Source organism: Glycomyces sp. NRRL B-16210, from assembly GCF_000719515.1.
Taxonomy (GTDB): Bacteria; Actinomycetota; Actinomycetes; order Mycobacteriales; family Micromonosporaceae; genus Glycomyces.
This window is the reverse complement of sequence record NZ_JOGR01000009.1, coordinates 165059-182293: the sequence shown is the minus strand read 5'-3', so window position 1 is coordinate 182293 and position 17235 is coordinate 165059. Positions and strand designations below refer to the sequence as shown.

Sequence of the window (17235 nt, the reverse complement as noted above, 5' to 3'; positions counted from 1 at the left end):
GGTCCCCCCGCTTCAACAGTGACGCGGTGGTACGACACTCCGTCAAGGCGCTTGTTCGAGCCGGCCGGGTTCAGGCACGGTGACTCGGTGGTTCAACACCCCGCCAGGGCGCTCGTTCGAGCCGGCCGGGCTCAGGCGTCGATCGCCGCCAGCGCCGCCTCGAGTTCAGCGAGGTACGCCTGCTGGGCGGGGGCGTGCTCCAGGAACGACGCGGCGATGGTCTCCTCGTATTGGAGGCTCGCCGCCGCGGAGTAGCCGCTGGATTCGTCGCAGGCGGCGATCGCGGCCGCGGCCTCGAATTCGGCGGCCTTCACCGTCTCGTAGTTCTCGCGGTCGGCTTCGGTGATGTCCGAGTACCGGTATTCGGTGACCCCGTCCACGACGTCCTGCGCGGCCTCGGGGAGGTACTGCTCGCGCCAGTGGTCGTCGAAGTCGAGACCTCCGGACGCCGAGAGCGTCCACTCCGCATGGCCCGAATCGGCGAGGCAGGTCTCGAAACTCTCGGCTTCGGGGACGACGCCGACCGCGATCGGCGCGAACCCGCCGGCGTCGAGTTCGAGGATCGGGCCCCAGACCCATTGCGCGGCATCGGAACCGTTGTCGACTTGACGCGGTTCGCCGTGCAGCTCGGTGAGCACTTCGCCTTGGCAGCCTTCGGGACTGCCGGTCATCGCGTCGGCCTCGACCCATTCGCCGCCGGGCAGGCCCACGGCCTCCCAGTCGTCGGCGGTGAGGACGCTCGCGGCCTTGCTGATGGTGGCCCAGTCGGCGCCGCGGTAGGCGATCTCCCACACCATCTGCTCGCGGGCGGAAAGGTCATCCCAGCCTTCACCCGCCGATTCGAAGGAGGACAGGTCGACGACCGCCGTCTCGGACTCGTCCGTTTCGGCCTCCTGTTGCGCTGCTTCCTGCTCCGCGGTGTTCAGGTCAATGCCAGCCTGGTCGCCGTAGGCTTCGGCGAAGCTGAGCCAGTGGCCGAGCGCGCGGGTCTCGGCCTCGGCGGCGTCGGGAAAGCCGATCGGATCGTCGAGGCCGGCGAGAATCACGCTCGGCGCGGGGCTCTTGTAACTCCACGAGTTCGTCATGGATCGGACGTTGTGAGAGGTGAAGCCTTCGGCCGCGAGGCATTCGATGGTCAGTTCGGTCTCGATGAGCCGCAGGCGGGTCTGCGCTTCCACGACATCGGTCCAGAGCCGATCGAGCTGCTCCATGTTCTCCGGAGGCGCCGCGTTCTCCGGCGATGCGGTGTCCGCCGACGAGGCGGGATCGGTGGTGCCGGTGCAGGCTGCTGCGGCGAGGAGGACGAGAGCGAGTGGCGGCGCGAATCGGCGCAAGCGCAAAGCGGGAATCCGTTCGACGGGAGGGAGGCGACAGTCGGTTGCCGGGCCGATCCTACCCGCGGCAAGGCGGCACGCCGGTCCGGCGACCAGCAACCACCGACCACCGACCACCGACCACCGACCACCGACCACCGACCACCGACCACCGACCACCGACCACCGACCACCGACCGAGCCTCGCACGAGCGGCCTGGATAGAAAGCCGCAGCGAGGAACGACGGCAGGGACCACACACTCCATGAATACCCGGTATCCCTCCGGTCGACTTCGGGACGCCCCATGGGATACTCCCGGCCATGCCTCAAGAACACACCGGGCGGCGTCGGCTGCCTCTGATCCTGGCGGTCGCGGTCGTCGCGGGGATCGCGCTCGGCGCGGTCGACCTGATCGCACAGCGGGAACTCCCCTACCCCTGGGCGAACCTCGCCAATTCGAGCGCCGTCTGGGCGGTCGGAGCCTTCGCGATCGGCGCCTGGGTGCGGGCGGGCCGATGGCGGCCGGCGCTCGCCGGAGTGGTGCTGCTGGTCGTCGCGGTCGAGAGCTACTACCTGGCGGCGGCGCTGGTGCAGAACGACAACGTCGCGAACCTGTGGTCGCCGACGGCGGTGCTCTGGGTGGTCTTCGGGGTCCTGGCCGGGGTGGTGTTCGGAACGTTCGGGGCCTGGTCGCGGTCGGACACGCGCTGGCGGGCCGTGGTCGGCCTCGCCGCACTGAGCGGGGTGTTCCTCGCGGAGGCGGCGGTGCTGCTGGGTCGGCAGTCGAACATGGAGGAGGCCTACAGGGCCGACGGTCTGGCGACGGCGGCCATCACGGCGGCGATCGGCATCGCATTGCCGCTGGTGCTGGGACGCGGCTGGCGGACTCGACTCCTCGCACTCGGTGTGGCGATTCCCCTTGCGGCATTGGGCTATGCGGGGTTCAGGGCGGCCGGATTCGGCGCTTAAGGCTCGCAATGAATGGCCAGTGAGAAGCGGCGCAAGCACTTCGGGCCGGAGAGCAATGCGGTTGGCTACGGTCCTGAAAGTGGCCCGCGATGAACGGCGCAGGCGCTTCGGGCCCGAGACCAATGCAGGGGGCTCCGGCCCCGAAAACGACACGAGCGCTTCGCCCCCGGCTACGACTCTGGCGCTTCAGCTCCCAACAGGCCCGGTTTCCGCCTCCGATCACGGATACGACCAAGGCCGCGTACTCGGTACGCAGCCTTGGTCGTAAGAGTCGTCGCGGCAATACTCTAGTCGGCGGCGAGTTTTTCGAAGCGTTCCTTGTTGGGCCACTTCACGTCGGTGACCCAGCCGGCCTTCTCGAAGAACCAGATGAAGCGGGCCGAGGTGTCGATCTGGCCGCGCTTGACGCCGTGCCGCGCGCAGGTCGGGTCGGCGTGGTGGGAGTTGTGCCAGGACTCGCCGAAGGACAGCAGCGCGAGCGGCCAGAAGTTGGCGGCCTTGTCGCGGCTCTTGAAGGGCCGCTCGCCGATCATGTGGCAGATCGAGTTCGTCGACCACGTGGCGTGGTGCAGGACGGCGACGCGCACCAGTCCGGCCCAGAAGAAGGCCGTGAGGGCGCCCATCCACGAGCCCGTGATGAGGCCGCCGGCGAGTGCCGGGAGACCGAAGGTCAGCACCGTCCACACCCAGAAGTACTTGTCGATGCGGACGATGTCGCGGTCCTTGAGCAGGTCCGGGGCGAAGCGCTCTTCATTGGTGGTGTTGTGCGGCTCGAACATCCAGCCCATGTGCGCGTGCCAGAACCCGCGCGTCAGCGCCCAGGCGGAGGTGCCGTGGAGCCAGGGCGAGTGCGGGTCGCCCTCTTTGTCGGAGTAGGCGTGGTGGCGGCGGTGGTCGGCGACCCAGTTGATGATCGGGCCCTGCACGGCCATGCTGCCGACGATCGCGAGGGTGATCTTCGTGGCGCGGTTCGGGCGGAAGGAGCCGTGTGTGAACAGGCGGTGGAAGCCGATGGTGACGCCGTGGCCGGTCGCGTAGAAGAACACGAACGCCAAGATCACGTCGGTCCAGCTCAGCAGCCCGGTCGACCACGCGAGCGGGATCGCGGCCGCCAGGGCGGCCATCGGGATGAGCAGGAAGAGGTAGATCAACGACTGGCGTCCTACGTCGCGCCGTGCGCCGAGGATGGGCCTGGGCCCGGTGGGCGTCGCCCTGGGGGTCCTGGTCTGAGTGATGGTGGCCATCGCGCGTCCTCGCCTTCGCTTCGTCGGACCCTTCAATCGTCGCCTTTGGAGGTTCCGTGCGCAGTGGGGCGGATCAGTGCTTTTCGGACCATTGCTGCCCCGGGTCGCAGGGGGTGTACACCCCCCTTGGACCCGAGGTCCGCTCGCATCCCGTACGGAAGCGGACACGAGGGCCGCACGGGAGCGAGCGGCAGGACCGGCGGCGGTCGAGATCGTTCAGGATCGTTCGGACCCGGTGAAGATCGTTCGGGGCCGTTCGGGACCTAGTTGTCCTCGAGGTAGGCGAGGACGGCGAGGACGCGGCGGTTGTCGTCTTCGGACTGTCCGAGGCCGAGCTTGCGGAAGACGTTCGCCGAGTGCTTGCCGACGGCCTTCTCGGTGACGTACAGGCTCGCGGCTATGGCGGCGTTGGTGCGCCCTTCCGCCATGAGCCCCAGGACTTCCAGCTCCCTGGGGGTGAGGGCTTCGAGCCGGTTCTGCTGCCTGCCGAGGAGCCGGGCGACGACCTCGGGGTCCATGGCGGTGCCGCCGGCGGCGACGCGGCGGAGGGCCTCGATGAACTCGGTGACGTTGGAGACGCGGTCCTTGAGGAGGTAGCCGACGCCGCCGCGGCGGTCGCCGAGGAGTTCGCGGGCGTAGAGCTGCTCGACGTACTGGGAGAGCACGAGGATCGGCAGGGCGGGGATGTGGCGGCGGGCCTCGATGGCGGCGCGCAGTCCCTCGTCCTTGAACGTCGGGGGGAGGCGGATGTCGACCACGGCGACGTCGGGGCGGTGTTTGAGGAGCGCGGCGAGCAGGGAGGGCCCGTTGTCGACCGCTTCGACCACGGTGCAGTCGTGGGCCTCGAGCATCCGGGTCAGGCCGTCGCGCAGCAGCGAGTGGTCTTCGGCGAGGACGACGTCCATCAGGGCTCCTCTGTTGTTGTCGGCGGGCCGATCGGCGAGATCTGCGATCCGGTGGTTCAGCCGGCCGCGGCCTCGGCGGGATTATCGGCGCCGCCGCGGTCGACGGTCGCGGCGGGGATGGTCATGGTGACGAGCGTCGGCCCGCCTTCGGGGCTCTCCACGTCGAGCGTCCCGTCGAAGGCCGCGAGGCGGTTGCGGACCCCGTCGAGGCCGCCGCCGGGGGCGATGACGGCGCCGCCGCGGCCGTCGTCGCGGACCTCGATGACGACCCGGTCGCCCGCGCGGCCGACGATCACCTGGACCTGCCGGGCCTCGGCGTGCTTGGTGATGTTGGTGAGTACCTCGTTCGTCGCGAAGTACGCGGCCGCTTCGAGCGGTTGCGGAAGTTTGTCGACGAGCCGGTCGACGACCGACACCGGCAGCGGGTGGTCGAGGGCCATGGCCTGGAGCGCGCCGGTGAAGCCGCGGTCGGCGAGCACGGGCGGGTGGATGCCGCGCACGAGCTGGCGGATCTCCTCCAGTGCGTCGGAGCAGGCCTGGCGGGCCTCGCCGACGAGCGACGCGGCCTGTTCGGGCTTGTCGTGGTGGAGGAGCTCCTCGGCCATGCCGAGGGTGAGGCTGAGCGCGGCGATGCGGGCCTGGGCGCCGTCGTGCAGATCGCGCTCTATGCGGCGCAGCTCGGCGGCGGCGTGGTCGGCGGTCTGGTCGCGGGACTGGCGCAGCTCGGTGACGCGGGCGGTCAGCAGGGCCTTCGAGGTGGGGCCGAGCAGGAGCACGCCGAGGTGGGAGTACCAGCGCAGGAACAGCTCGCCCCAGCGCCACCAGGCGGCGCCGCAGGCGATCGCGAGCGGGACCAGCATGAGGGTCTTGGCGGGGGTGTCGAAGTCGTAGAACCCGAAGTCGTTGACGACCGGGATCGGCGCCGATTCGAAGATCGTGACCAGCAGCAGCGGTTGCACGAGGTAGTAGACGGCGATGCCGAAGACCCCGAGGTAGAGCAGGTTCACGAGGAACCCGAGGGTCGCGTCGATGGAGAGCCAGGCGACGTCGCGCCAGGTCGCGGCCTCGCGGACGAGCCACAGGGCCTGCTGGTCGAGCCGGGCCTTCGGCCGGACCCGGTACGGGGCGGGGATCTGGACGCCCAGTTGCTCTCCTATGATCCGCCGCTGCGAGTTCGCCCAGAGCCGTATGGCGAGGAAGACGGCGACGGCCACGGGGATGCCGATCCAGAACACCACCAGAGCGCCGGTGATGATCGCGGCGACCAGAAGGGCGCCGGCGACGAGAGTGAGACCGAAGCGCAGGACGGACCAGCCCGGCAGGGCCAGTCGCCGCGTGATGGGATTCGCCGGCATTGACATGGTGGAGCAAGCCTACTCGCCACCCCTGCCCCGACCTGCGGCGCGACCCGGCGATGCGCGCGGATCGTCGGGCCCGGGCCGGAAACCGCCCGGTCGGGGTGGGGAACGGCATGGACGCGAGTGCATGAGCGGTGCGGACGTGAGCCCTGGTCACGGGTGCTTCGGCTGGGATCGGAACGGCGATCGAGGAAGCACCGGCGGCCGCGAGCTGAGGCCCACGCGGGGCTCACGGCTCACGGCTCACGGCTCACGGCTCACGGCTCACGGCTCACGGCTCACGGCTCACGGCTCACGGCTCACGGCGACGTTATTGCCATCCCTAACCCCCACCCACCCGGGGAAAGGTAAGTCCGATATTTGCGCGCGGGTGTGACAAGAACCGGCGCCCGCGCCGATCATGTCACCCGAACGTGTCGTACAGCCGAGGATCGTTCGCCTGCAACACAACGCGGCGGCGCAGCGGGACAGTCGAGCAGCGGACCGATCGCCCGGCGGACCAGTCGCACGGCCAACCGATCGCACGGCCAACCGGTCGCATGGCTAACCGATCTCGAGGCGAACCGCACGCGAGGCGGGCTGCGCCCGCCATCGCGCGTCTCGAAACCGGTGCGGTGAGCATGTCACTCAACGACGCGGGCGATCGAGAGGCCGTCGTAGCCCTTCACGCCCACCGTCTGCATGACCGTGCCCTCGAGGTTCGGGTGCGCCGCGACGCTCTCCAGGTAGGACCGCACGCCGCGCACGTTCGGGTCGCGGCTGAGCCCATCGGCCACCGCCCCGCCGCGGACCACGTTGTCGGCCACGATGAGGCTGCCCGGCCGCGTCAGCTTCAGCGCCCACTCCAGATAGGCCGGATACCCGCCCTTGTCGGCGTCGATGAAGACCATGTCGAACGGCTCAGGCTGCTCCTCGGCCAGCTTCGGGAGGCTCTGGCCCGCGTCCCCGACGCGGATCTCCACCGTCCCCACCAGACCCGCCCGGGCGACGTTGCCGCTGGCGACCTCGGCATGCCGCGGGCTGAACTCCAGGCTGATGAGGTGCCCGTCCGCCGGCAGCGCCCGCGCCATCCAGATCGCGCTGTAACCGCCGAGCGTGCCGATCTCCAGGATCCGCCGCGCCCCGAGCACCTTGGCCAGCAGGTACAGCAGCTTGCCCTGCGCGGGCGAGATCGATATCGGCGGCAGACCGGCCCGCTGCGCGGCGGCGGTCGCCTCGGCGAGCGCCTCGTCTTCGCGGACGAGCAGCGAGCCGAGGAATGCGTCGACTTCGGTCCATTGCGCCTGACCCATGGTTCGCCCCTCCCGAGGAGTCCGAGTTGTAGGGTGAAACGCTATCACCGCACGCCCCCGGACCTCACTCCCGTAATTGCGGACTTGCACCGCGGCCTTGCGCGGCGACCCCGCGGGTCCATTGCGGTCCCGCATCGGAGAACGCGGAATAGTACCGCTAATGGGTGAAGCCTGTTGTTGTAATTACGACATCGAGGGACGATTGATGGTGGTCTTTTGTGGGATTTTGCCCCTGAATCAACGGAACGCGCCGGGCTCGGTCTTGCCGATCGTCGTACGACACAACGGCTTGAATGATAGACCTGAATCACGACTTGTTCGCGACCGAGAATCCGGCTCTCCGGTGCGGCGGCGAACTGGAATGACGACCGGCTTCGGGGGGAGCCGGTCGCACACTGGGGGGTAACGCTATGAGCATGGCACGATCGGCGACCGTCGATATCGGCACCACCATGCGGCTCGTCGCGCCCGATTTCGCGACGGTGAGTGTGCGCGCGAGTCTGCGATACGACCCGGACGACCCTTACGCGGTCTGCGTCATGTTCCACCCGGACGGCACGGACGCCGACCAGGTGGCCTGGTCCTTCTCCCGCGAGCTGCTCGCGAAGGGCCTGGAGGAGCCCACCGGCATCGGCGACGTGCGGGTGTGGCCGTGGACGACGCCGCGCGGCGAGTCGGTGGCGCTGGCGCTCTCCTCGCCCGACGGGAACGCCCTCTTCGAGATCAACCGCGGCGTGGTGCAGCGCTTCCTCCGCCGGGCCTACAGCCTCGTGCCCCGCGGCCGCGAATCGGGCTATGTGGACATGGACACGACCCTCGTCAAGCTTCTGGCCGGGGGCGTCTTAGCACCTCCGACCGCCATGCCAGCGAGTCGAAGGGCGGACCGGGAAACCCGGTCCGCCCTTCGCATGCGTCCATTCGCGAGGCCGAAGACTACGGTGCCTTCGGCGATGCCGACCATTGGGACCGCGTCGACCATTCGCATGTCCGCGAACGACCATCGCGGCCCCTTTGTCGTACCCCGGTGTCAGGGTTGTTACCGGGGGTCTTGCATGTGCCCGTTTTGCACTACTTAGGACTGGTATTGCCGCTCAGTTGCGCAGCAGTGCCGTTGTCTGCGAGGCGATCTCGCCTTCCTCGTTGGTCGGAATGACCATCACGGTGATCGGCGAGCCCGGCGTCGAGATGATCGGCCCTCCGGCGGCGTTCGCGGCCTCGTCGAGCCGCACGCCGAGGGCCACGAGCGAGCCGAGCGCGCCCGCGCGCACCTCGGCGCTGTTCTCGCCGATCCCGGCGGTGAACGCGATCGCGTCCGCCCCGCCGAGCGCGGCGATGTAGGAGCCGATGTACTTGCGGATGCGGTAGCAGTAGATCTCCAGGGCGACCTGCGCCGCCCGGTCCCCCTCGCGGGCCGCGGCCTCGATCGCGCGCATGTCGATCTGGCCGGCGAGGGCGAGCATCCCCGACTCCTTGTTCAGCGCCGCGTCGAGGTCGGCGAACGAAGCGCCGATCCGGCGGTGCAGGTGGAAGACGATCGCCGGGTCCAGATCGCCCGAGCGCGTCCCCATGACGAGCCCTTCGAGCGGGGTCAGGCCCATCGACGTGTCGATCGAGCGGCCGCGCTCCACGGCCGTCACCGAGGCGCCGTTCCCGAGGTGGGCGACGATCACGTTGACTTCCTTGGGGTGCCTGCCGAGCATCTCGGCGGCCTTTCGTGACACGTACGCGTGCGAGGTGCCGTGGAAGCCGTAGCGGCGCACCCCGTGCTCCTCGCGCCACGCGTTCGGCACCGCGTACAGGTGGGCGCGCTCGGGCACCGTGGCGTGGAAGGCGGTGTCGAACACCGCGACCTGCGGCAGGCGCGGGAAGAGCTTGCGGGCGACCCGGATGCCCTCCAGGTTCGCGGGGTTGTGCAGGGGCGCGAGCGAGGAGAGCCCTTCGATGGCCTGCTCGACCTCGTCGTCGATGACGACCGGCTGCACGAACCGCTCGCCGCCGTGGACGACGCGGTGGGCCACGGCGATGAGCCCGGCCTCGGCCAGAGGCGTGCCGTGCTCCTCGAAGGCCGCGACCATCGCCTCGAGCCCGGCGGCGTGGTCGGCGAGGTGCTCGGTCCGTTCGGTCCGCTCGCCCTCGTGCCGGTGGGTGAGGGTCGACTCCGACTGTCCGACGCGCTCGATCAGGCCTGAGGTGGACGCCTCCTGGGTCTCGCCGTCGACCAGTTGGTACTTGATCGACGAGGACCCGGAGTTGATCACCAGGACCGGTGCGCTCATGGAAGTTCCCCTCTCGGCCGGCCGCAGGCTCAGGCGGTCTGGCTCGCTTGGATGGCGGTCAGTGCGACAGTGTTGACGATGTCGGGCACCGTCGCGCCCCGCGACAGGTCGTTCACGGGCTTGCGCAGGCCTTGGAGCACCGGGCCGACCGCGATCGCCCCGGCGGAGCGCTGCACGGCCTTGTACAGGTTGTTGCCGGTGTTCAGGTCGGGGACGATGAAGACGGTGGCCTTGCCCGCCACTTGCGACTGCGGCAGTTTGGTTCCCGCGACGCCGGCGTCGGCGGCGGCGTCGTACTGGATCGGTCCCTCCACCGGGAGGCCCGGTCGGCGGGACCGGACGATCTCGGTGGCCGCCCGGACCTTGTCGACGGCTTCGCCGCTGCCCGAGGTGCCGGTGGAGTAGGAGAGCATCGCCACCCGCGGTTCCACGCCGAACTCGGTGGCGGTGTCAGCAGAGGATAGCGCGATGTCGGCCAGTTGCTCGGCATCGGGGTTGGGGTTGACGGCGCAGTCGCCGTAGACGAGGACGCGGTCTTCGAGGCACATGAAGAACACCGAGGAGACCACGGCGACTTCGGGTTTGGTCTTGATGATCTCGAAGGAGGGCCGGATGGTGTGGGCGGTGGTGTGGACGGCGCCGGAGACCATGCCGTCGGCCATGCCGGTGTGGACCATCATGGTGCCGAAGTAGGAGACGTCGGCGACGGTGTCGTAGGCGGCTTCGGCGGTGACGCCCTTGTGGGCGCGCAGCTGCGCGTACTCCTTCGCGAAGCGCTCGCGGATCTCGTGGTCGCCGGGGTTGAGGATGGCGACCCGGCCGAGGTCGACGCCGAGCTGCGCGGCCTGGGAGCGGATCTCGGACTCCTCGCCGAGGAGGGTCAGGCGGGCGACGTCGCGGCGGGTGAGGATCTCGGCGGCCTTGAGGATGCGCGGCTCGGCGCCCTCGGGGAGCACGATGTGCTTGTCGAGGGCCTTGGCGCGCCCCAGCATGGAGTGCTCGAACATGATCGGGGTGACCACGGTCGGTTTGGTGAGCGCGAGCCGGTCGAGCAGTTCGTCGCCGTCGACGCCTGCGGCGAAGTCCTCCAGAGCGCGGGTGATCTTGCCCTGGCCGCCGGCGGCGATCGAGCCGGCGACGTCGCCGACGAGGTTGGCCATGTCGAAGGTGTCGTGCTGCACCAGGGCGATCGGCAGCCGCGAGTCGAGGCCCGCGACGATGTCGAGGATCTGCGGTTCGGGCCGGATGCCGCCGGTGAGGAAGACCGCCGAGAGGCTCGGCGCGCCTTCGGCCTGGTGGGCGGCGAGGAGCCCGAGGAGGACCTCGGAGCGGTCGCCGGGGAGGATCACGGCCTTGTCGTCGGCGAGGCGCAGGAGCAGGTTCGGGAGGGTCATCGCGGCGACCACGACGTCGCCGACGGTGCGGGTGAAGACCTCGGGGTCGCCGGAGATGAGCGTCGCGTCGGCCGCGTCGATGAGCTCGCCGACGGTGGGCGCCTCGAGGGCCGGGTCCTCGGCGATGACGCCGATGCCGGGGTGGGCGGCGCGGACCAGGTCGGCGTCGGCGGGGTCGACGCGGTTGACGATCGTGCCGAGGACCGTCGCGTGCTCGGCCTCGGCCTGGGCGGTGCCGAAGCGCAGGGCCGCGGCGATGTCGGCAGGGCTCTTGCGGTGGCCGGTGACGACCAGGAGCATCGGCGAGGCGAGGTTCACGGCCACGCGCGTGTTGTAGGTGAACTCGACCGGGGAGCCGACGTCGGAGTAGTCGGAGCCGACGACGAGGACGACCTCGTGGCGTTCGGCCAGCGCGTGGTAGCGCTCGACGATCTGGGTGAGGGCGGCGTCGGCGTCGGCGCGGACGTCGCTGTAGGTGACGCCGACCGAGGATTCGTAGGGTTCGGTCAGGCGGTACTGGTCGCGGAGGAGGGTGATGACGGGGTCGCCGCCGCGTTCGGGGCCGAGCCCGGACGGGTCGGCGGCGGGCGGCGCGCTGGCGTGCTCGTCGCGGACGATGGGTCGGAAGACGGCGACGGAGACGGCGCGTCGGGTGAGCAGGTCCATGACGCCGACGGCGACGGCTGACTTGCCGCTGCCGGGGTCGAGACTGGCGAGATAGAGACTTTGAGCCACGGCTCCAACGCTATCCACCCCGTGCACGCGGCGCAGGTGATCTGCGCCGCGCTTCGCCTGTGAGCTTGGGCCCGCAGGAGGGCACTGCGGACGGTGAGCGAGCGTTTCGGTGCTGTGCCGGTAGGGAGACCGGACGGCGAATCGGTCGAGGAATCGGGTCGGTAACCGGTTGGGGAATTCGGTAAGGGAATCGGTCGGGGAATCGATCCGGCCTGGGGGTTGCCATCCCTAACCCCCACCCTCCCTGGGGAAAGGTAGGGCCAGCTTCCCGCGCGGGTGTGACAGAAAACGGGCCTCGTGGCGATCTTGTCGCCCGAAAGCATGAGCGACCGCGAGCGCAGCTCGCGGTCGCTCGCGGGTTCAGGCGGTGAAGCCGCCTTCGGGGAGCGGTTGCGGCGGCGGGGTGCCGGTGTAGCGGGCCCTGGGCCTGATGATCTTCGAGTCGCGGGCCTGCTCCAGGATGTTCGCGCTCCAGCCGACGACGCGGCTGGTGGTGAACGTGGGCGTGAACATCGGGCGCGGCACGCCCGACAGCTCCATCACCACGCCCGCGTAGAACTCGACGTTCGTGTAGAGCTTGCGGCCGGGTTTGACCTCGGCGAGGATCTCCACGACCCTCCGTTCGACGGTCTTGGAGAAGTCCACGATGTCGCCGCCGATCGCGGTGGCGACCTCCCGCAGGTGGTTGGAGCGGGGGTCCTCGGTCTTGTACACGTTGTGCCCGAAGCCCATGATGCGCCGCCCGGCCTCGAGTTCGCCGCGGATCCAAGCGTCGATGTTGTCCGGCCCGCCGATCGCGTCGAGCGCGTCGAGGGCCCGCGCGGGCGCGCCGCCGTGCAGGGGCCCCGACAGCGCGCCGATCGCGCCGACGAGTGCGGCGCCGACATCAGCGCCGGTCGAGGCGATGACGCGGGCGGTGAAGGTGGAGGCGTTGAAGCCGTGGTCGACGGTGAGGATGAGGTAGTGCTCGATCGCACTCGCGGCCGCTTCGGTGGGGACCTCGCCGGTGATCATGTACAGGTAGTTCGCGGCGTAGCCGAGGTCGTCTCGCGGGTCGAGCGGCTCCTGGCCCTGGCTCAGGCGCCACAGGCCGGTGAGGATCGCGGGGGTGACGGCGCAGGCGAACAGGGCGTCTTCGGCGCGGGCGTCCTCGTCGATGTCGAGGACCGGGCGCATGGGCCGGGCGGCACACGCGGCCGAGAGGGCGGTGCGCAGGCCGTCGAGCGGCGCGACGGGGCCGTTCTCGGAGACGGCGAGGTGCGGGAGGAGTTCGCGCAGTTGCGCGGTGAGCTTGCGGTGCGGGGCGACGCGGTCCTTGAAGGCGGCGAGCTGCGCGCGGGTGGGCAGCTCGGCGTGGGTCATGAGGTACCAGACCTGCTCGAAGGAGCAGTGCTCGGCGAGGTCGACGGCGCTGTACTGCCGGTAGTGGTAGAAGCCCTCCTCGCCGCGGACGTCGCCGATCTCGGTGTCGGCGACGATGACGCGGTCGAGGCCTTTGGGGACTTCGATGAACTCGGTCATTGGGTGCTCCTCCTCGGCGAGGCCGGTGACCTGGACGTTGACGGACCGGGACGGGCGCGGTCGGCCCGCTTGGCGCGGCCGGTCGCCTCGTCGCCCGATTCGCTTGAAAGCCTACGGGATTTCGCACCGGACGGGTCCGAACGGCGACCCGGGGCCGCGTCGCGGTGCCCGGGAGGTCACACTGGTGCAGAACGGTTTTCTAGAGCGTCGCTCAGCTTCTCGCACGCGCGCCCTAGAGTGGACCCCGCCCGATCGCAGCGCCCGCCCGTGAGCCGCCGGACCTCGTCTTTCCTGGCTCGCAGGCGATCCGACCCCTCGGCGCCGCAGTACGCCCCGAACGAGGTTTGCACGTGGACTCCGGAACGCTGATCGCCGGCCGGTACCGGCTGGAGCAGGTCGTCGCCTCGGGCGGCATGGGCTCGGTCTGGCGGGCCCGCGACGAGCGGCTCGACCGCGAGGTCGCCGTCAAGGTCATGCACCCGGGTCTCAGCGGCGAGGAGCTGCAACCGCACGAGCGCTTCGAGCGCGAGGCGAAGACCCTGGCGAGCCTCAAGGGCCCCGGCTGCGTGGAGGTCTACGACTTCGGGGAGCACCTCGACGGGGACCGCCGGGCGCTGTACCTGGTGATGGAGCTGGTCGAGGGCGTGTCGCTGGCCGAGCTGCTGCGCCGCGAGGGGCCGCTCGACCCGGCCCGGACCATGCGGATCGTCGCCGAGACCGCCGAGGCGCTCGAGGCCGCGCACCGGCGCGGGATCGTGCACCGGGACGTCAAGCCCGGGAACGTGCTCATCGACGCCGACGACCGGGTCCGCGTGATCGACTTCGGGATCTCGCTGTTCGCCGACCGGACGCGGATCACCCCGGGCGACTCGGTCCTGGGGACCGTCACATACGTCTCGCCGGAACAGTTGCGCGCCAAGGAGGTCACGGGTTCGTCCGATCTGTACTCGCTCGGGGCGGTGGCCTACGAGTGCCTGACCGGGGCGCCGCCGTTCGAGGCGGCCGACCCCGCGGCGGTGATCCACGGCCACCTGTACGCCGAGCCCCCGGCGCTGCCCGAGGCGGTGCCGCAGGAGGTGGCGCAGGTGGTCGCGAAGCTGCTCCAGAAGGCCCCGGACGAGCGCTGGCCTTCGGGCCGGGCGCTGGCGGCGGCCTGCCGCGCGGCCGCCGGCGAGGGTGCGCCGGTGTGGCTTCACCGCACCGTCGACTTGGAACGGCAGGACGGGGAGGCGGGAGTCGCTGCGGCAGGAGTCGGGCCCGGTGAGGCCTCCGGGTCCGGGTCGGCGGCATCGGAGTCGAGCGCGGGCACTGCCGTTGCGGGCGTGCCGGATTCGGCGGCCGGTGCGGAGCCGCCGGACGAGCGCTCGACGCTCGCCGAAGCGGCGTCCGAGCCGAGGCGGCGGCGCCGGGTCCTGCTGATGCTGCTGCCGGTGCTCGTGGTCGTGGTCGTCTCGGTGCCGTTCATGGTGACGTTGACGCCGTGGAACTCCTGGATCGCCGACGCGGGCCCCGGGGACGTCGACACCTCGTCGACGGTGTCCCATGGGGACACCGGTGAAGTGGAGGCGGACGATGCGGAGTCGGACTCGGCGTCCGCGTCGGCCACGCCTTCGGAGGGCGAGACGCCCACGGGCACTGCGGATTCGACCGCCGAAGGCCCCGGCGAGACCGGTGGGGGCGGCGGGAGCACCGGGCCGGCGCCCGATGCGGACGAGCCCGAGGACGAGGCCGAGCAGTCGCAGGCGCCCGTGCAGGGCAGCGGCGAGGTCCCGAACGTCACGGGCATGACCACCTTCGAGGCGCGGGACGCGCTCAACGCGCAGGGGTTCACGAACGTGGTCGCCCAGGTCGGGTACTACGCGATGTTCCCCGAACCGGAGCATTGCGAGGTCATGCAGCACTCCCCCGGCCGGGGCCAGACCATCGACCACGGCGACAGGATCACGCTGTCCTACCACAGCCGCAACGCCGTCGGCACCACCTGCGAATGGTGAGGCCCGGCCGTCGATTCGGCGGTGCGGGTTGACCGGCCCGACCCCGGCCTGAATGATGATGGGGGCGACCGGTAGAACGGTCCGTGCACGACCACCCTCTGATGTGATTGGTCTGAGATGGAAAACAACTTGGGCGCTGCCCCCGGCGTAGTGGTCGGGGTGCTGCTCATCCTCGCGGCGGTCATGTGGTTCTCCCCCGGGGCCCGGCACAAGTTCCGCAAGGCCACCATGTGGCTGGTGATCGTGGCGGTCGCGATGATCATCATCTTCGGGTATCTGAACGCGGGCCAGCAGACCTGACCGCAGCGCCGCCCGCGCCGCTTCGCGGCGCGCGGCGGGCGCACCCGACTTCAACGGATCGCGAACGTGTCGTTGAACGTCGCTCGTGAAGCCGAGCCTCCCTCGATCGCTCCAGTGCCCTCACCTGGTCGCCCTCCGACCTCGGTGCCCGGTGAATCGCCTCGTGAACGGCCCCTCCGCGCCGCTTTCGCGGCTGGATCCGCATCGACTGTCGTACCCCCGCGTCATCGTTGATACCGGGGGTCCCCCCGATGTCCGTTTTGAAGGCTGACGCCGGGTTCGACGGCATTCACCTTACCTGTTCCCGGCAAGATTCCGCCCTCCTAGTGGAACAGATCGTTCCGGTCTGTTATAGTGGAATCAAGCGTTCCGTTCCACTGTTCTCAGCTTTCCGGAGGCATCCGTGACTCACGTAGTCGACACCCCGCCCATCGACGGCCTCGCCGCCGACGCCGCTTCGGTCCCGAGCGAACCGATCACCCCGGTTTCTTCGCCGGCGCCGTTCCCGCGGCGCTGGCTCGGGCTCATCGCGATCCTCGCCGCGACCCTCCTCAACCTCCTCGACGCCTCGATCGTCAACGTGGCCGCTCCCGCGATCCGCACCGAGCTCGGCGGCACCGCCTCCACCATCCAGTGGCTCGCCGCCGGGTACACCCTCGCCCTCGCGGTCGGCCTGCTGACCGGCGGCCGCCTCGGCGACATGTTCGGCCGCAAGAAGGTCCTCATGATCGGCCTCGTCGGCTTCCTCCTCGCCTCGCTCGCCTGCGGCGCCGCCGGATCCATCGAGATCCTCCTCGCCTCCCGCGTCGTCCAAGGCGTGTTCGCCGCCGTCATGGTCCCGCAGTGCTTCGGGCTCATCCGCGACATGTTCGGCCGCGAGATGGGCAAGGCCTACGCCGTGTTCGGCCCGCTCATCGGCCTCGCCACCATCGCCGGGCCGATCGTGGCCGGCCTGCTCATCGACGCCGACCTCTTCGGCACCGGCTGGCGCTCGATCTTCCTGATCAACCTGCCCCTCGGCATCGCCGCGCTCGCCCTGGGCGTCAAGGTCCTCCCGGCCGGCGCGCCCGTCACCAAGGGCCTCAAGCTCGACCTCGGCGGGGCACTCATCGCCGCCGCCGGGATGTGCCTGCTGCTCGTGCCGCTCGTCGAAGGCCGCGAACTCGGCTGGCCCGCCTGGACGATCGTCATGCTCGTCGCCTCCATCCCGGTCCTGGCCGCGTTCGTCCGGAACCAGGCCAAGCGCGCCCGGTCCGGCCGGACCGCCCTGGTCGAGCTGAGCGTCTTCGCCAAGCGCTCGTACACCTCCGGCCTCGCGTTCGTGGTCGTCTTCTTCGGCTCGGTCACCGGCTTCTCGCTCGCCGTCGGCCTGTTCCTCCAGCTCGGCCTCGGCTTCGGCCCGCTCAAGGCGAGCCTGGCCATGGCCGCGTGGGCGGTCGGCGCGTTCATCGGCTCCGGCGCCAGCGCGGGCCTCGCCCCGAAGCTCGGCCGCGGGGTGCTGCACCTGGGGCTCGGGATGATGACCGTGGGCCTGGCGGTGCTGTGGTTCCAGTTCGGCGCCGAGACGGCTCCGGGCACGTGGGCGCTGTCGCCCGCGCTGCTGGTGTACGGGATCGGGATGGGCATGATCTTCGTGCCGCTGTTCGGGATCATCGTCGGTGACCTGGAGGACCACGAGGTCGGTTCGGCTTCGGGCCTGCTGGAGTCGTTCCAGCAGGGGGCGGCGGCGCTGGGCGTGGCGGGTCTGGGGACGGTGTTCTTCGGGCGCTTCGCGATCGGCGGCGGGGCCGTCGAGGCGATGGGCGCGGCCCAGTGGGTGGCGGCGCTGACCGCGGTGCTGACGGTGGTGGCGTTCCTGGTGGCGTTCGGTCTGCCGAAGCAGCCGAGGGCCGACCACTAGTGACGTTCGACCGCTCGACCGGCCGGGCCCGT

12 protein-coding genes and 1 pseudogene are annotated in these 17235 nt (G+C 70.3%); 5 read left to right on the top strand and 8 right to left on the bottom strand.

Features of this window, described 5'->3' with window-relative positions:
- Window positions 1-131 precede the first annotated feature (131 nt).
- The gene (locus IF12_RS0114180; RefSeq protein ID WP_030159345.1) at window positions 132-1334 is read right to left on the bottom strand and encodes a hypothetical protein; all 1203 of its coding nucleotides are present in this window, start codon (window positions 1332-1334) and stop codon (window positions 132-134) included.
- Window positions 1335-1636: 302 nt separating this feature from the next.
- Between IF12_RS0114180 and IF12_RS0114175 the strand changes: the two genes are divergently transcribed.
- Window positions 1637-2284: a DUF6518 family protein gene (locus tag IF12_RS0114175; protein WP_030159342.1), complete on the top strand. Its 648-nt coding sequence runs from the start codon at window positions 1637-1639 to the stop codon at window positions 2282-2284.
- A gap of 287 nt (window positions 2285-2571) precedes the next feature.
- Here the strand turns inward: IF12_RS0114175 and IF12_RS0114170 are convergent, their stop codons facing one another.
- The 4 genes from IF12_RS0114170 to IF12_RS0114155 all read right to left on the bottom strand — a co-directional run bounded on the left by IF12_RS0114170 (window position 2572) and on the right by IF12_RS0114155 (window position 7083).
- Window positions 2572-3528: an acyl-CoA desaturase gene (locus IF12_RS0114170; protein WP_051704391.1), complete on the bottom strand. Its 957-nt coding sequence runs from the start codon at window positions 3526-3528 to the stop codon at window positions 2572-2574.
- Between the two features lie 263 nt (window positions 3529-3791).
- Window positions 3792-4433 carry a response regulator transcription factor gene (locus tag IF12_RS0114165; protein ID WP_030159333.1) on the bottom strand — a complete coding sequence of 214 codons (642 nt, stop codon included), beginning with the start codon at window positions 4431-4433 and terminating at the stop codon, window positions 3792-3794.
- A gap of 56 nt (window positions 4434-4489) precedes the next feature.
- A complete protein-coding gene (locus IF12_RS0114160) occupies window positions 4490-5788 on the bottom strand; it encodes a sensor histidine kinase (protein WP_051704390.1) in 1299 nt (432 codons plus the stop codon).
- 626 nt (window positions 5789-6414) lie between these two features.
- Entirely contained in the window at window positions 6415-7083 is a 669-nt protein-coding gene (locus tag IF12_RS0114155; protein ID WP_030159331.1) for an O-methyltransferase, read from the bottom strand.
- Between the two features lie 410 nt (window positions 7084-7493).
- Between IF12_RS0114155 and IF12_RS27250 the strand changes: the two are divergent.
- Window positions 7494-7919 (top strand): annotated as a pseudogene (locus tag IF12_RS27250) (SsgA family sporulation/cell division regulator); the annotation flags it as partial.
- Window positions 7920-8174: 255 nt separating this feature from the next.
- Here the strand turns inward: IF12_RS27250 and IF12_RS0114145 are convergent.
- The 3 genes from IF12_RS0114145 to IF12_RS0114135 all read right to left on the bottom strand — a co-directional run bounded on the left by IF12_RS0114145 (window position 8175) and on the right by IF12_RS0114135 (window position 13009).
- The gene (locus IF12_RS0114145) at window positions 8175-9359 is read right to left on the bottom strand and encodes an acetate/propionate family kinase (protein ID WP_030159329.1); all 1185 of its coding nucleotides are present in this window, start codon (window positions 9357-9359) and stop codon (window positions 8175-8177) included.
- Window positions 9360-9388: 29 nt separating this feature from the next.
- Window positions 9389-11488, bottom strand: coding sequence for a phosphate acetyltransferase (pta, locus tag IF12_RS0114140; protein ID WP_030159328.1), 2100 nt, complete (start codon window positions 11486-11488; stop codon window positions 9389-9391).
- Between the two features lie 360 nt (window positions 11489-11848).
- The gene (locus IF12_RS0114135; RefSeq protein ID WP_030159325.1) at window positions 11849-13009 is read right to left on the bottom strand and encodes a citrate/2-methylcitrate synthase; all 1161 of its coding nucleotides are present in this window, start codon (window positions 13007-13009) and stop codon (window positions 11849-11851) included.
- A 350-nt stretch (window positions 13010-13359) separates the two neighbouring features.
- Between IF12_RS0114135 and IF12_RS24210 the strand changes: the two genes are divergently transcribed.
- From IF12_RS24210 to IF12_RS0114120, 3 genes are all read left to right on the top strand, one after another.
- Window positions 13360-15003 carry a serine/threonine protein kinase gene (locus IF12_RS24210; protein ID WP_051704389.1) on the top strand — a complete coding sequence of 548 codons (1644 nt, stop codon included), beginning with the start codon at window positions 13360-13362 and terminating at the stop codon, window positions 15001-15003.
- Window positions 15004-15132: 129 nt separating this feature from the next.
- Complete coding sequence (locus IF12_RS25675; protein WP_156036838.1) at window positions 15133-15303, top strand: hypothetical protein; 171 nt, start codon at window positions 15133-15135, stop codon at window positions 15301-15303.
- A gap of 403 nt (window positions 15304-15706) precedes the next feature.
- Window positions 15707-17203, top strand: coding sequence for an MFS transporter (locus IF12_RS0114120; RefSeq protein ID WP_197034720.1), 1497 nt, complete (start codon window positions 15707-15709; stop codon window positions 17201-17203).
- Window positions 17204-17235: the final 32 nt, after the last annotated feature.

Coding starts and splice junctions, on each gene's coding strand:
- IF12_RS0114175 (WP_030159342.1), top strand. CDS start 1,637: ATGCCTCAAGAACACACCGGGCGGCGTCGGCTGCCTCTGATCCTGGCG.
- IF12_RS0114170 (WP_051704391.1), bottom strand. CDS start 3,528: ATGGCCACCATCACTCAGACCAGGACCCCCAGGGCGACGCCCACCGGG.
- IF12_RS0114165 (WP_030159333.1), bottom strand. CDS start 4,433: ATGGACGTCGTCCTCGCCGAAGACCACTCGCTGCTGCGCGACGGCCTG.
- IF12_RS0114160 (WP_051704390.1), bottom strand. CDS start 5,788: ATGCCGGCGAATCCCATCACGCGGCGACTGGCCCTGCCGGGCTGGTCC.
- IF12_RS0114155 (WP_030159331.1), bottom strand. CDS start 7,083: ATGGGTCAGGCGCAATGGACCGAAGTCGACGCATTCCTCGGCTCGCTG.
- IF12_RS0114145 (WP_030159329.1), bottom strand. CDS start 9,359: ATGAGCGCACCGGTCCTGGTGATCAACTCCGGGTCCTCGTCGATCAAG.
- IF12_RS0114135 (WP_030159325.1), bottom strand. CDS start 13,009: ATGACCGAGTTCATCGAAGTCCCCAAAGGCCTCGACCGCGTCATCGTC.